General features: G+C 68.8%; 11 protein-coding genes. 3 read left to right on the top strand and 8 right to left on the bottom strand.

Annotated elements, in window-relative coordinates; all coding sequences use genetic code 11:
* Window positions 1-22 precede the first annotated feature (22 nt).
* Window positions 23-1,165: an acyl-CoA dehydrogenase family protein gene (locus tag H4N58_RS19130; RefSeq protein ID WP_167007012.1), complete on the bottom strand. Its 1,143-nt coding sequence runs from the start codon at window positions 1,163-1,165 to the stop codon at window positions 23-25.
* Between the two features lie 53 nt (window positions 1,166-1,218).
* On the bottom strand, window positions 1,219-2,412 hold the full coding sequence (locus H4N58_RS19135; protein WP_167251164.1) for a CaiB/BaiF CoA-transferase family protein: 1,194 nt from the start codon (window positions 2,410-2,412) through the stop codon (window positions 1,219-1,221).
* Window positions 2,413-2,534: 122 nt separating this feature from the next.
* Between H4N58_RS19135 and H4N58_RS19140 the strand changes: the two genes are divergently transcribed.
* The gene (locus H4N58_RS19140; RefSeq protein ID WP_167007017.1) at window positions 2,535-3,317 is read left to right on the top strand and encodes an alpha/beta fold hydrolase; all 783 of its coding nucleotides are present in this window, start codon (window positions 2,535-2,537) and stop codon (window positions 3,315-3,317) included.
* Between the two features lie 75 nt (window positions 3,318-3,392).
* On the opposite strand, the gene H4N58_RS19145 is transcribed toward H4N58_RS19140, so the two are convergent.
* From H4N58_RS19145 to H4N58_RS19165, 5 genes are read right to left on the bottom strand one after another with little or no spacing between them, the layout of a single operon-like run.
* Window positions 3,393-4,622, bottom strand: a complete 1,230-nt coding sequence (locus tag H4N58_RS19145) for a nitrate/nitrite transporter (RefSeq protein WP_167007020.1) — start codon at window positions 4,620-4,622, stop codon at window positions 3,393-3,395.
* Between the two features lie 18 nt (window positions 4,623-4,640).
* Window positions 4,641-5,378 (bottom strand): respiratory nitrate reductase subunit gamma, encoded by a 738-nt coding sequence (narI, locus tag H4N58_RS19150; protein WP_167007022.1) that lies wholly within the window; start codon window positions 5,376-5,378, stop codon window positions 4,641-4,643.
* Entirely contained in the window at window positions 5,375-6,046 is a 672-nt protein-coding gene (gene narJ / locus H4N58_RS19155; protein ID WP_167007025.1) for a nitrate reductase molybdenum cofactor assembly chaperone, read from the bottom strand. Before narJ ends, narI begins: the two co-directional genes overlap by 4 nt.
* Window positions 6,043-7,710 carry a nitrate reductase subunit beta gene (gene narH / locus H4N58_RS19160; protein WP_167007028.1) on the bottom strand — a complete coding sequence of 556 codons (1,668 nt, stop codon included), beginning with the start codon at window positions 7,708-7,710 and terminating at the stop codon, window positions 6,043-6,045. The genes narJ and narH overlap by 4 nt, the downstream gene beginning before the upstream one ends.
* A gap of 25 nt (window positions 7,711-7,735) precedes the next feature.
* Window positions 7,736-11,509 carry a nitrate reductase subunit alpha gene (locus H4N58_RS19165; protein WP_167251162.1) on the bottom strand — a complete coding sequence of 1,258 codons (3,774 nt, stop codon included), beginning with the start codon at window positions 11,507-11,509 and terminating at the stop codon, window positions 7,736-7,738.
* Window positions 11,510-11,630: 121 nt separating this feature from the next.
* On the opposite strand from H4N58_RS19165, the gene H4N58_RS19170 reads away from it, so the two are divergent.
* A complete protein-coding gene (locus H4N58_RS19170) occupies window positions 11,631-11,951 on the top strand; it encodes a cupin (RefSeq protein WP_167007035.1) in 321 nt (106 codons plus the stop codon).
* Window positions 11,952-12,033: 82 nt separating this feature from the next.
* Entirely contained in the window at window positions 12,034-12,876 is an 843-nt protein-coding gene (locus tag H4N58_RS19175) for a FadR/GntR family transcriptional regulator (RefSeq protein WP_167007037.1), read from the top strand.
* Here H4N58_RS19175 and H4N58_RS19180 read toward each other — a convergent pair whose 3' ends face one another.
* The gene (locus H4N58_RS19180; RefSeq protein ID WP_167007039.1) at window positions 12,877-13,890 is read right to left on the bottom strand and encodes a nitrilase-related carbon-nitrogen hydrolase; all 1,014 of its coding nucleotides are present in this window, start codon (window positions 13,888-13,890) and stop codon (window positions 12,877-12,879) included.
* Between the last annotated feature and the right edge of the window lie 2 nt (window positions 13,891-13,892).

The raw sequence follows: 13,892 nt of genomic DNA on the forward strand, positions 1-13,892 counted from the left end.
CCGCACCATCCGTACGGCCGCGTCAGATCCCCATCGTGCGGCCGATGATCTCCTTCATGATCTCGGTCGTGCCGCCGTAGATCGTCTGGATGCGCGTGTCCGCGTACGCCTTGGAGATCGGGTACTCCGACATGAACCCGTACCCGCCGAACAGCTGCAGGCACTTGTCGACCGTCTTCTTCTGCAGCTCAGTCGTCCACCACTTGCCCATCGCCGCGTCGGAGACCGAGAGCGTGCCAGCGTTGAGCTCCATGATCGAGCGGTCGACGAAGACCTGGGCGATCTGCGCCTCGGTCTCGAGCTCGGCGAGCACGAAGCGGCTGTTCTGGAAGGAGCCGATCGGACGTCCGAACGCCTTGCGCTCTTTGACGTACTCGAGCGTCATGTCGATCACCGCACGGCACGCGGCGGCGGCGGTGACCGAGAGCGTGAGGCGCTCCTGCGGCAGCTTCTCCATCAGATAGATGAAGCCTTTGCCCTCCTCGCCGAGCAGGTTCTCCTTGGGCACCTTGACGTTCGTGAAGAACAGCTCGGCGGTGTCCTGTGCTTTCAGGCCGAGCTTCTCGAGGTTGCGTCCGCGCTCGAAGCCCTCCATGCCGCGCTCGAGCACGATCAGCGACAAGCCCCGAGCGCCGGCGCTCGGGTCGGTCTTGACCGCGACGATCACGAGGTCGGCGAGGATGCCGTTGGAGATGAACGTCTTCTGGCCGTTGACCAGGTAGTGGTCGCCCTGGTCGATTGCCGTGGTCGCGATCGACTGCAGGTCGGAGCCGGTGCCGGGCTCGGTCATCGCGATGGCGGTGATCGTCTCGCCCGTGCAGAACTTCGGGAGCCAGCGCGCCTTCTGCTCGTCGGTCGCGTACGACAGGAGGTAGCCCGACACGAGATCGTTGTGCAGCGCGAAGCCGACGCCCGTCGCGCTCGCGTGCGCCAGCTCCTCCTCGACGATGGCGTTGTAGCGGAAGTCGGTGACACCGCCGCCCCCGTACTCCTCCGGCATCATGAAGCCGAGGAAACCCTGCTTGCCCGCGGCGAGCCACATGTCGCGCGAGACGATGCCGTCCTTCTCCCACTGGTCGTGGTGCGGGCGGATCTCCTTGTCGACGAACGTCCGGAACGCGTCACGGAACGCGTCGTGGTCAGCGGTGAAGATGTTGCGCTGCATGGTGCTCCTCGAAGTGCGGGGTCTCGACAGGGCTCGACCGGCGGGGATGACGTCTACTTGTCCTCGCGCTGGACGACGGCGCCGGAGGCGATGAGGGCGTCGACGTCGTCGATCCCCCAGGCCGCGAGCGCCTCACGCGTGTCGGCGCCGGACTTGGAAGGGGTACGGCCCAGCGTCGCGGGCGTGCGCGAGAAGCGGGGCGCGGGCGCCGCCTGGACGACGCCCTCGTGCTCGACGTAGGTCCCGCGGGCGACGAGGTGAGGGTGCTGCGGGGCGTCGCGCATCGGCACGACCGGAGCGACGCAGGCGTCCGTCCCGGCGAACAGCTCGGCCCACTCGGCCTGCGTCCGCTCGGCGAAGCGCGCCGCGAGTCGCTCGCGCAGCTGCGGCCAGGCCGCGAGGTCGTAGCGATCGGGCAGCGGTTGGCCAGGCACCGTGTCGAGCTCGAGCAGCTTGACCATCTCGTCGTAGAACTGCGGCTCCAGGGCGCCGACCGACATCCACAGCCCGTCGGCCGTCTCGTACACGTCGTAGAACGGGGAGCCGCTGTCGAGCAGGTTGGTGCCGCGGGCGTCGCTCCAGGCACCGACTTGCTGGAGGTTCGTGATCATCGAGAGCAGGTGGGCGGTGCCGTCGACGATCGCGGCGTCGACGACCTGGCCGTGGCCCGAGTCGCGGGCCTCGACGAGCGCGGCGAGCACGCCGACGACGAGGTACATCGAGCCGCCGGCGAAGTCGCCGAGGAGGTTCATCGGGATCTGCGGCGGACCGCCCGCGCGGCCGATCGGGTCGAGCGCGCCCGCGACGGAGATGTAGTTGACGTCGTGCCCGGCACTGGTGGCGAGCGGGCCGTCCTGCCCCCAGCCGGTCATCCGTCCGTAGACGAGACGCGGGTTGCGGGCGAGGCACGCGTCGGGCCCGAAGCCGAGACGCTCCGCGACACCGGGGCGGAAGCCCTCGATCAGCACGTCAGCTCGCTCCACGAGGTCGAGCAGGACGGCGACGCCCTCGGGACGCTTGAGGTCGACCGCGACCGAGCGACGGCCCCGCGCGAGGACGTCCTTGTCCTGCGGAACGACGGCGAGGCCTCCCGGGGTCACCCGGTCGACGCGCAGCACGTCGGCGCCGAGGTCGGCGAGCAGCATCGCCGCGAACGGGCCGGGGCCGATGCCCGCGATCTCGACGACGCGAAGGCCGGCGAGCGGACCGCGGGCCGGGGTGTCCGGGAACGACGTGGTGTGGGTCACGCTCCGATTGTGACAGTAGCACTGTCAGGGTTGTCAACCCTTCTCCGAGCGCGGCGAGGTGGGCTACGATCCGGCGAGACATGACATGCTGCATGTCACATCAGGAGTGACGGGAGAGAGCGATGGGCGAGATCGTCTACAGCCGGAAGGGGACGGGCGATCCCCTCGTGCTCATCCACGGCATCGGCCACCGCAAAGAGGCGTGGAACCCCGTGTCCGACCGGCTCGCCGCGCACCACGACGTCATCGTCCTCGACCTCCCGGGCTTCGGCGCCTCAGGCCAGCTACCCCGGCACGGACGCGACCGCATGGACCACCTTGCCGACGCGCTCGAGACGTTCTTCGCCGAGCTCGGGATCGACCGACCGCACGTCGTCGGCAACTCGCTCGGCGGCGCGATCGCGCTGGAGCTGGCGGCGCGAGGCTCGGTCCGCAGCGCGACAGCCCTCTCCCCCGCGGGCTTCTGGACCGAGGGAGGGCGGCTGTGGGCGTTCGCGGTGCTCATGTCGATCCGCCTCTCGGCGTTCATGCCGTCCGCCGTGGCGCAGCAGATCGCGCGACGGCGCTGGGCGCGGGGTCTCGCGATGGCGAGCCTGCACACGCACGGGCGGCGCCTCGCCCCGGACGCGTTCCTCGCCGACCTTCGCGCGCTGCGAGAGTGCACCGCGTTCAACCGCGTGCTGAGGGCCGGCGCCCGCTACGCGTACCGCACGCACCCGACGGTGCCCGCGACGATCGCGTGGGGCACCAAGGACCGCATCCTCCTCCCGTCGCAGGCCACGCGTGCCCGCACGCTGCTGCCGAACGTCACCCACGTCCCGCTCCCCGGCGCGGGTCACGTGCCGATGATCGACGAGCCGGAGCTGGTGACGCGGGTGATCCTCGAGCAGGTCCGCAGCGCCTAGCCCTCGCGGGTCGCCTTTCGGCGGTGCGGATGACGCTGGCCCACCGACGGCACGGGGCCGCGCCGCCTACGAGCGTCAGGTGGCCTTGCGGCGTCCGCCTGGGCGCTCGCGCAGCCCGAACAACGTGTAGAGGAACACCAGCGCGGCCGTGACGCAGAGCAGCAGGAGACCGGTCGTGTAGGTCCGGTCGTCCTCGTTGTACGTCGCGCCCATGACCAGCGGCGGGAAGAATCCGCCGAGCCCACCGGCTGCTCCGACGATGCCCGTCACCGAGCCCGTCTTGTCCGCCGGCGCCCGCAGCGCGACCCACGTGAACACTGAGCCCGCACCGAGGCCGAGGAACATCGCCATCAGGACGAACGAGATCCCTGCCGGCCACTCGGGCTCCGGTCGCAGCGCCAGCACGACCGCCATCACGGCTGTGCCCCCGAGCGAGACCAGAGTGATCAGGCGAGGTCCGAACTTGTCCGACAGCGTGCCGCCGATCGGGCGCGCAACCACGGCGGCGATCGCGAAGCCCGCCGTACGCTCACCGGCTGCCGTGAGGTCGTACCCGTAGGTCACCACGTCTCCGAGGTACGTCGGCAGGTAGGTCGAGAACGCGACGAAGCCGCCGAACGCGATCGCGTACAGAAGCGACATCTGCCAGGTCACGGGCTCCTTCAGCGCCGCGACCAGCTTCGGTGTCGCCGCCTGCGTCGACGGCGTCCAGCGCGGCGAGTCCCGCATCACGACCCAGCACAGCACCGCCGTGACCAGCAGCGCGGCCGCGATGATCACGTGCGTCACCATGTAGCCGAACCAGTCGACGAAGCGGGGCGTGAAGAACGACGACAGCGCGGTGCCGCCCATGCCCGCACCGAACAGGCCGGTCGCGAACCCCTGCCTCGGCTTCTCGTACCAGGCCTTCACCATCGGGATGCCGACCGCGAACGTCGTGCCGGCGATGCCGAGGAAGAAGCCGAAGATCACGAGCAGCAGGTACGAGTCGGCGTTGCCGGCCACCGCGACGAGCACGACGAAGGGTGCCGAGAGGACGAGCAGCACCGTGAACATCAACCGGCCACCGTATTTGTCCGTCAGCGTGCCGACGGCGATGCGGCCGAGCGCGCCGACGATCACCGGGACCGCGACCAGGAAGGACTTCTGCGTCGCACTGAGGTCCATCTGCGTCGCGTAGCGGGCCGCGAGCGGGCCGATGAGGTTCCACGCCCAGAAGCTGATCGCGAACGCCCACGTGGCGAGGATCAGGTTGCGAGTCTGGTCGGCCTTCGGAAGCGCCGGTAGTTCGGTAGCGGTGCTCATCGCAATCCTCTTCCGGGGTCAACGCTCACGGTCACGGGTCCCGACGGGTGCCCACCCAGGGCGCGGGGCACGCGAGCCCGACACGTTTTCGCGGCTGCGGTAGACGATGTAGGGACGGAAGAGATAGTGCAGTGGCGCGGTGAACGCGTGCACGAGTCGCGTGAACGGCCAGATCGCGAACAGCGCCAGGCCGACCAGCGCGTGCACCTGGAACGACGTGGACGCTGCCGCCATCGCGTCGACGTCGGGCTGGAGAGTGAACAGCGAGCGGAACCACGGCGACACGGTGTGCCGGTAGTCGGTGACGTTCTTGTCGAAGACGCTCACGACGGTGGTCGCGAGCCCGGCGACGATCGCGGCGAGCAGCACGACGTACATGGTCTTGTCGTTCTTGGTGGTCGCCATGAACACGGGCCCGGTCTTGCGGCGGCGGTAGATCAGCATCCCGACACCAACGAGCGTGGCGAAGCCCGCGATCGCGCCCATCGACAGCGCCATCACGTGGTACATGGTCTCGCTGACGCCGATCGCATCGGTCCAGGACTCCGGGATCAGTAGCCCCACGACGTGCCCGATCACCACGACCAGGATGCCGAAGTGGAACAGCGGGGACGCGACGCGCAGGAGCTTCGACTCGTACAGCTGCGACGAGCGGGTCGTCCAGCCGAACTGGTCGTACTGGTAGCGCCAGATCAGCCCACCCACGAAGACGACCAGGACCAGATAGGGAATGACGCCCCACAGCATCGTGCTCATGACGATTCTCCTGACAGGGGCAGCAGGCGCGGATCGTAGGCGTCGAGGCCGACCGTCTCCGTCGGTGGACCCGCCATCGCCATCGCCGCCGCGCGGTCGATCGGTCCTGCTCCTTCGTACGTGGCGCACACGCCGCGCAGCACGTGGAACCAGGGCGCGGGCGACTTCTTGTCGGAATCCTCGAGCGCAAGGCGGAGCAGCTCGACGCTCGGCCGGTACTTGTCCAGCAGCTCAGTGCCCCGTACGGGGTCGTGGGCTGCGAGCTCGAGCACCATCGGCAGGTAGTCCGGCAGCTCGCCGTGCGTGTCCGCGACGAGCCCCGAGTCGCGGTAGGTCTGCTTGAAGCCCGCGAGCACCTCACCACGTCGACGCGTGTCGCCGTCGGTGAAGTACGAGAGATAGAGCGGGTGCTTGCGGTCCAGGTCGAAGACCTCGACGTAGCGCCGCGCGAGGGCGTCGACCTCGGTGGCCTCAGCGACGTCCACGAAGGCGAGGAGGTCGAGAGGCGCGCTCGTTCCTCGTGCTCCTCGACCAGCGGTCGCTTCCTCGAGGGCGGCGCGGACCAGCGGGAGGCGCTCGTACATCTGGTCGGTCGGGTACGCGAGGAGGATTGCCGCGGCCCGATGGACGACCCGGGCGCCGCTCCTCTCGGTGGTCGAGGGCTTCATTGCCGCTCCTCTCCCGTCGGGAACAACCCCTCGGTGCTGCCAGCGCCGTCCCAGTTGAGCAGGTTCACCTGACCGCTGTGCTGAGGATCCGGGGCGGCCATCGTGTCGGCCTCCTGACGCTGCTTGAGCGCGTGGAACGTCTCGACCGCAACCGGGACGGACCGTCCGCTCGCCTCGCCGACCGGGCCCGACTCGTACATACCTGGTCCCTCGTCGAAGTCGAGCGAGCAGCCCAGCTCCTCGAGGTCGTGCGCCTGCTCAGTGTGCGCCGTCGGGATCACGTAGCGCTCTTCATACTTAGCGATCGCCATCAGGCGGTACATCGCGTACATCGCCTCCTCGGTCATCCCCACCGACGCCGGGATCGATGCGTCGGACTGCCTGCCGAGGTTGATGCCGCGCATGTACGAGCGCATCGCCGCAAGCTTGCGGAGCACGTCGGTGACGACTTCGGTGTCACCGGCGGTGAAGAGCTCGGCGAGGTACTCGACAGGGATGCGCAACGCCTCGATGGCTCCGAACAGCGTGCCTGCCTCCTCCGCGTCGTGACCCTGCTCAGCGAGCAGGTCGACGATCGGGGACAGCGGCGGGACGTACCAGACCATCGGCATCGTGCGGTACTCCGGATGCAGCGGCAGCGCGACGCGATACTTCTTGGCCAGCGCGTACACCGGCGAGCGCTGCGCGCCGGTGATCCAGTCTTCGGGGATCCCCTGCGCCCGTGCCTCCGCGATCACCCGCGGGTCCTCCGCGTCGAGCATCAGGTCGAGCTGCGCCTCGTACAGGTCCTGCTCGTTCTCGACCGACGCCGCCTCGGTGACACGGTCAGCGTCGTACAGGAACACGCCGATGTAGCGGAGCCGCCCGACGCACGTCTCGGCACACACCGTCGGGATGCCGACCTCCACGCGCGGGTAGCAGAACGTGCACTTCTCGGCCTTGCCGGACTTGTGGTTGAAGTAGATCTTCTTGTACGGGCACCCGGTGATGCACTGCCGCCAGCCGCGGCACTTGTCCTGGTCGACGAGCACGATGCCGTCCTCGGACCGCTTGTAGATCGCGCCGCTGGGGCACGACGCCATGCACGACGGGTTGAGGCAGTGCTCGCAGATCCGCGGCAGGTAGAACATGAACGTCCGCTCGAGGTCGAACCTGATCTTGTCCTCCGACTCGCGGCGGACCTTCTCGACGATCGGGTCCTGCAGCACGGACGAGGGACCGCCGCCGAGGTTGTCGTCCCAGTTCGCCGACCACGTGATCGCCATGTCGTCGCCGGTGATCAGCGACTTCGGGCGCGCGACCGGGAAGTCGTCCCCGAGGGGCGCGCGCGTCAGGTTCTCGTAGTCGTACGTCCACGGCTCGTAGTAGTCCGACAGCTCCGGCTGCACCGGGCTCGCGAAGATGCTCATCAGACGCCGGCCACGGCTGCCGGTGCGCAGCGAGATCCGGCCGCGCCGGTTGCGCACCCACCCGCCTCGCCAGCGGTCCTGGTCCTCGTACCGGCGTGGGTAACCCTGGCCAGGACGGGTCTCGACGTTGTTGAACCACACATACTCGACCCCGGCACGGTTGGTCCATGCCTGCTTGCACGTCACCGAGCAGGTGTGACACCCGATGCACTTGTCGAGGTTCATCACCATCGCGACCTGCGCCATGACCTTCATGTCTGCTCCTCCCGCGAAGCCTGCCTCAATAGCGCACCGGCGCGGTCCGCTTGCGCACCGTGCAGACGATGTCGCGCTGGTTGCCGGTCGGGCCGAGGTAGTTGAATGTGTACGACAGCTGGGCGTACCCGCCGATCATGTGCGTCGGCTTGACCAGCAACCGCGTCACGGAGTTGTGGATCCCGCCACGGCGCCCGGTCTTCTGCGACTTCGGGACGTCGATCGTGCGCTCCTGCGCGTGGTGGACGTAGACGACACCCGTCGGCATCCGGTGGCTCACGATCGCCCGCCCGACGAAGACGCCGTTGGCGTTGTCGCACTCCACCCAATCGTTGTCGGCAACGCTGATCGCCTCTGCGTCGTCGACGCTCATCCACACCGTCGGACCGCCACGCGACAGCGAGAGCATGAGCAGGTTGTCCTGGTACTCCGAGTGGATCGACCACTTGCTGTGCGGGGTCAGATAACGCACAGCGATCTGGAGCGCGCCGTCGCTGGTCCTCCCGGGGTCCTCGCCCAGCCGTGCGTCACCGTACATGAGGTGCATGTCCAGCGGCGGCCGGTACGTCGGGAGCTGCTCGCCGTAGTCGCGGATCCAGTCGTGGTCGAGGAAGAAGTGCATCCGGCCGGTGAGGGTGTGGAACGGCTTGAGGCGCTCGATGTTGATCGTGAATGGCGCGTACCGTCTCCCCCCGGTCTCCGAACCGGACCACTCCGGCGACGTGATGACCTGCTGCGGCGAGTCCTGCGTCATGGCGAAGGTGATCTTCTTGTCGTGCGCGCCCTCCGCCAGGTCGGCGAGCCGCTGCCCCGTGCGGCGCTCGAGGTCACGGAAGCCCTGGACTGCCAGTGCCCCGTTCGTGGTGCCCGAGAACAACAGGATCGCCTCCGCGAGCCGCGCGTCGGTGTCGATCGCCGGACGCCCCGCGCCCGCGCCCGAAGACATCACGCCGTACTTGGCCCCCAACCTGGCCACGGCGTCGTTCATGTCGTACGTGACGTTCTTGACGGTGAACCCGAGCTGCTCCGCCTTCGGCCCGACGGTGACGAGCTTGTCGGCGATCGCGGTGTAGTCGCGCTCGACGAGCGTCACGGCAGGCATCGTCTTGCCTGCAACCGGGTCCACCTCACCCGCGCGCCAGTCCAGGTCGCGTCCGCCTGGCTGCGCGATCTGACCCGGGGTGTCGTGCTGCAGCGGGACGGTGACGAGGTCCTTGCGGGTGCCGAGGTGGGTCTTGGCCAGCTCGGACAGCTTGCGCGCCAGCGCGACGAACGTGTCGTAGTCGCTGCGCGCCTCCCACGGCGGGTTGATCGCCGGCGTGAACGCATGGACGTACGGGTGCATGTCGGTTGAGCTCAGGTCGTACTTCTCGTACCACGTGGCGGCTGGGAAGACGATGTCCGACAGCAGCGTCGTCGACGTCATGCGGAAGTCGGCGGACACCAGCAGGTCGAGCTTGCCCTGCGGCGCTTCGGGTCGCATACGGATCGTCTTCGGCGGCTCGGCGGCATCGGGTGCGTCGACGTTGGACTGCGTGCCGAGAAGGTACTGGAGGAAGTACTCGTTGCCCTTCGCTGAGCTGCCGAACAGGTTCGAGCGCCACAGCACCAGCGTGCGCGGCCAGTTCTCCGGGGCGTCGACGTCGTCGATGGCGGCGTTGAGGCTGCCGTCCTGGAGCCTGTCGGCGATCCACGCGCCCGCGTCGGTCGCACTCCCGTCCGCGGTCGCAGCACTCGCCTCGTCGGCGAGGTCGAGCGGGTTGCGGTCGAACTGCGGGTAGAACGGCATCCAGCCGAGCCGCGCCGACTTCGCGATCACGTCCGCCGTGTGGAGCCCTGCGAGGTGCCCTTCGGCGAGCGGCGAAGTGAGCACGTCCTGGTGCGAGCCGTCGGAGCGCCACTGGTCCGTGTGCATGTACCAGTACGAGGTTCCCGTCATCGTGCGCGGTGGCCGCGACCAGTCGAGCGCGTTCGCGAGCGAGATCCAGCCGGTGATAGGGCGGGTCTTCTCCTGGCCGACGTAGTGTGCCCATCCGCCGCCGTTGCGCCCCATCGCGCCGGTCGCCATGAGCAGCGTGAGGATCGCCCGGTACGTCGCGTCACCGTGGAACCACTGGCAGACGCCGGCGCCGAGGATGATCATCGACCGTCCGCCGGACTCCTCGGAGTTGCGCGCGAGCTCGCGCGCGATCCGGATGCACTGCGCGGCCGGGACGGAGGTGATCTCCTCCTGCCACGCCGGCGTGTACGGCGAGGACACGTCGTCGTACCCGCTGGGCCACTCGCCGGGGAGGCCGTCACGCCCCACGGCGTACTGGGCGAGCATCAGGTCGAGGACGGTCGTGACCATGTGCCCGCCGACCTCGCGCACGGGGATTCCGCGACGGACCACGCTGCCCGAGCCGTCTGGCGAGTCGAACGCCGCCATCAACACCTCGCCCGGCTGAGCGTCGGGACCGATCACCGACAGCACGGGATCGACCTCCCCGAGGTCGAGGTTCCACTTTCCTTCGCCTGTCTCGCCGTACCGGAAGCCCATCGACCCGTTGGGGACGACCGACTCGTTCGTGCGGGAGTCGAGGACGACCGTCTTCCAGGCCGCGTTCTCGGACGCCTCCCCGGTGGTTGAGCCTGTCGAAACCAGGTCCGCCTCCGTCAGGAACTTCTCCGGCACCCACGCGCCGTCGTCGCTCTGCTTCAGCCGGACGAGGAACGGCAGGTCCGTGTACTGCTTCACGTAGTCGGTGAAGAAGGGCACCTGGCGCTCGAGGTAGAACTCCTTGAAGATCACGTGGCCCATCGCCATCGCGAGCGCGGCGTCCGTACCGGCCTGCGCGGGCATCCACTCGTCGGCGAACTTCGTGTTGTCGGAGTAGTCCGGCGACACCGAGACGACCTTGGTGCCGCGGTAGCGCGCCTCCGCCATCCAGTGGGCGTCGGGCGTACGGGTGACCGGGACGTTGGAGCCCCACATCATCAGGTACGAGGCGTCCCACCAGTCGCCGGACTCCGGGACGTCGGTCTGGTCGCCGAAGACCTGCGGGCTCGCGACCGGGAGGTCGGCGTACCAGTCGTAGAACGAGGTCATCACACCGCCGATGAGCTGGATGAACCGCGTGCCGATGCAGTGCGACACTATCGACATCGCCGGGATCGGCGAGAATCCCGCGCAGCGGTCCGGGCCGTACGTCTTGATGGTGTTGACGTGCGCGGCGGCCGCAATCTCGATCGCCTCGTCCCACGAGATCCGGACGAGACCGCCCTTGCCGCGCGCAGACTGGTAGCGGCGGCGCTTCTCCGGGTCGGCGGCGATCTCGGCGAACGCGAGCACCGGGTCGCCGAGGCGCTTCTTGGCCTCGCGGTACATCTCGATCAGCACACCGCGCCCGTACGGGTAGCGGACGCGAGTCGGCGAGTACGTGTACCAGGAGAACGCGGCACCGCGCGGGCAGCCGCGCGGCTCATACTCCGGCCGGTCGGGACCCGTGCTCGGGTAGTCGGTCTGCTGCGCCTCCCACGTGATGATGCCGTCCTTGACGTACACCTTCCACGAGCACGACCCCGTGCAGTTCACGCCATGTGTCGACCGGACGACCTTGTCGTGGCTCCACCGATCCCGATAAAACACGTCGCCGCGGCGGCCGCCTTCTCGATAGACCGCCCGCCGGTCGGGACTCTCGTCCCAGCGGGTAAAGAAGTCACCGAGCGCAAGCAGCGCCTCGGATGCGGGGCCGTCGGTGCCTGACGACGCTCCACGGCGTCGCGATCGTGCGCGTCCCTCATGGGTCGTCTCGGTCATTTCAGACCTCCTCGCGCCCAACCTAGAACCGCGACAGGCGGCTCGCACCCGGAAGCCGCAGCGGTCGACACGCGCTACGCTCGCGGGACCGTTAAGTCCTCGCCGGAGAGGGAGAAGCGCGATGCGCGACGTCGCCGCACTGACCGAGGAGTACCTCGAGGCGGCCAGGGCCGCACCGCACGGACGCGGCGCCGAGCTCGTCCTCCAGGACGGCCCGCTGCGTCAGAGCGTGCTCGGCCTCGCCGAGGGCGCCGTGCTTGCCGAGCACGACGCGCCGCCGGCAGGGAGCGTGCTCGTGCTCAGGGGCGCCATCGAGATCGTGAGCCGGTCTGGGACGATCGCGCTCGAGACCGGGATGCTGGCAGAGATCCCGCGCGAGAGACACTCCGTACGGGCGTTGGTGGACTCCGCGTTCCTGCTGACCGCGGTCACTGACATCTGAGGGTGTCCGGTGGAACCCACGCGACCGGGTCGCTCCTTCTGCTGACGTAGGATCTTCCGGACTGTGATCGAAGGGTGTACCGATGGCCGAAATGCCGAGCGAGGTGGCGAGCTCGCCCACCCCGGCTCATGGCGCTCGGAGGCACCAGCGGACACCGCCTCAGGTTCCGCCCGCACGCCGCGTTCCGGCCGAGCCGGCCGACCTCGCGAGCATGCATGGACGGGTCGTCGACCACCTCGGCGTCCGGATCGCCTCGGGTGAGCTGAACGGGACCATCGACCCCGACCAGATTGGTGACGAGCTCGGTGTCTCCCGTTCGCTGGTACGCGAGTGCCTGCGCACCCTGGCTGCGAAAGGCATGGTTCGAGCGCGCCAGCGTACTGGCACCACCGTCACCGATCCCAGCAGCTGGGCGCTACTGGACGAGCAGGTCATCCGGTGGCGGGCCTCCGGGCCGTGGCGCTTCACCCAGCTGGAGGAGTCGCTCCAGCTCCGGGAGAGGCTGGAACCCCTCGCGGCCAGCCTCATCGCCGCACGCCGGCCCGACCACATCCTGGCCGAGCTGTCGGATGCCACGGCCCGGATCGCTCACGCGACGGCTGCCCGCGACCCGCAACTGATGATCGAGGCGGACACGGTCTTCCACAAGCTGCTCTACGTCGGCTCCGGGAACGACATGCTCGCGCGCCTGGCCGGCACCGTCCAGGCCTGCCTGCGCGTCCCCGACTTCCAGCACTACCGACATTTCACCACCGACACCGCCAACCGGCACCGGAGCCTGCTCGACCTGATCCGGGCGGGTGACCGCGACGGCGCCGAACGCGTGTGCGGAGAGCTGATGGACCAGACCAGCCAGCTCTTCCTCGGTGCCCAGGACACGATCCTGGGCACCGAGGGTGTCAGCCCCGACGAGCGGGCCGGGTGATCAGCTCCACCTGCTCCGACCGGAGACGTAGTCTGCCGTGTCGCCCAGCGTCGCCGGGCGCTCGTCGGCGAACATGTTCGGCGGGAACCTGCTGACGTAGCCGTCGAACACGTCGCGGTAGAGGTCCCAGTGGATGTCCGGCGGCAGGTGACGGCTCCGGAAGCTCGCGATCGGGATGCGGGCCTGCAGCAGCGTCTCGTGCTTGCCCTCCGCCCGGACGATCGCGCGACCGTCCGGTCCGAAGATCGCGGACCCTCCCGCGCCGGTGTCCTCGAAGTACGGCCCCTTGCGCAGGAGGAGGGCGTTGTTGGCGATCGCGACATAGACGCGGTTGTGCAGCGCCGTCGAGGCCACGTCGACCTCGGTGAAGCTGCCGCTCGCCGTGCGAAGGATCACCTCCGCCCCCTTGATCGCCAACGCGCGCATCAGCTCGGGCTCCAGCTGGGTGGAGGAGAGGCTGATGTTCCCCAGTGAGGTACGGGCGACCGGCAGGACCGCGTCGGCCCCGTAGCGCGCCACGTACTCGTCGAGGACGTCGTAGATCGTGGTGGTGAACAGCTCGAAGCCCGGGAACAGCCCGCGGACGTTGCGTGCCTTCCAGTGGCTCGCGATCAGCTCGCCGTCCGGTCCGATCAGGTTGGTCAGGCTCAGGACGTGCCCGGGCCAGTCGGGATCGGACACGTACGCACCGAACGCGATGTGGGCGCCGTACTGCCGCGCTTTCTGCGCGATCGCCGCCACCTCCGGACCGTCCAGGCTGATGCAGCGCTCGAGGGCCTCCTCACGGGTCCAGGTGTCCCACCCGCTGATCGGGAACTCGTGGAAGAGCAGCAGGTCGGGCCCGGCACCGTAGTGATAGGCGTTGTCGATCAGATGGAGCATGTGCGCCAGGTTGTCGTCCATCTCCGCACGGTCACGCGCGGGATGGATCCTGGACTGCACGACACCGAGCGTCCAGTCGTCCTTCGCCAGCGGAGCAGTGGGATAGCGGCCGGGAGACGTGTCCTCACCCATGG

Origin of the sequence: Mumia sp. ZJ1417 (assembly GCF_014127285.1) — a bacterium.
Taxonomy (GTDB): domain Bacteria; phylum Actinomycetota; class Actinomycetes; order Propionibacteriales; family Nocardioidaceae; genus Mumia.

Excerpts from the sequence above, each read along its gene's own strand:
- H4N58_RS19130 (WP_167007012.1), bottom strand. The coding sequence starts at position 1,165 with ATGCAGCGCAACATCTTCACCGCTGACCACGACGCGTTCCGTGACGCG.
- H4N58_RS19140 (WP_167007017.1), top strand. The coding sequence starts at position 2,535 with ATGGGCGAGATCGTCTACAGCCGGAAGGGGACGGGCGATCCCCTCGTG.
- H4N58_RS19145 (WP_167007020.1), bottom strand. The coding sequence starts at position 4,622 with ATGAGCACCGCTACCGAACTACCGGCGCTTCCGAAGGCCGACCAGACT.
- narI (WP_167007022.1), bottom strand. The coding sequence starts at position 5,378 with ATGAGCACGATGCTGTGGGGCGTCATTCCCTATCTGGTCCTGGTCGTC.
- narJ (WP_167007025.1), bottom strand. The coding sequence starts at position 6,046 with ATGAAGCCCTCGACCACCGAGAGGAGCGGCGCCCGGGTCGTCCATCGG.
- narH (WP_167007028.1), bottom strand. The coding sequence starts at position 7,710 with ATGAAGGTCATGGCGCAGGTCGCGATGGTGATGAACCTCGACAAGTGC.
- H4N58_RS19165 (WP_167251162.1), bottom strand. The coding sequence starts at position 11,509 with ATGACCGAGACGACCCATGAGGGACGCGCACGATCGCGACGCCGTGGA.
- H4N58_RS19170 (WP_167007035.1), top strand. The coding sequence starts at position 11,631 with ATGCGCGACGTCGCCGCACTGACCGAGGAGTACCTCGAGGCGGCCAGG.
- H4N58_RS19175 (WP_167007037.1), top strand. The coding sequence starts at position 12,034 with ATGGCCGAAATGCCGAGCGAGGTGGCGAGCTCGCCCACCCCGGCTCAT.
- H4N58_RS19180 (WP_167007039.1), bottom strand. The coding sequence starts at position 13,890 with ATGGGTGAGGACACGTCTCCCGGCCGCTATCCCACTGCTCCGCTGGCG.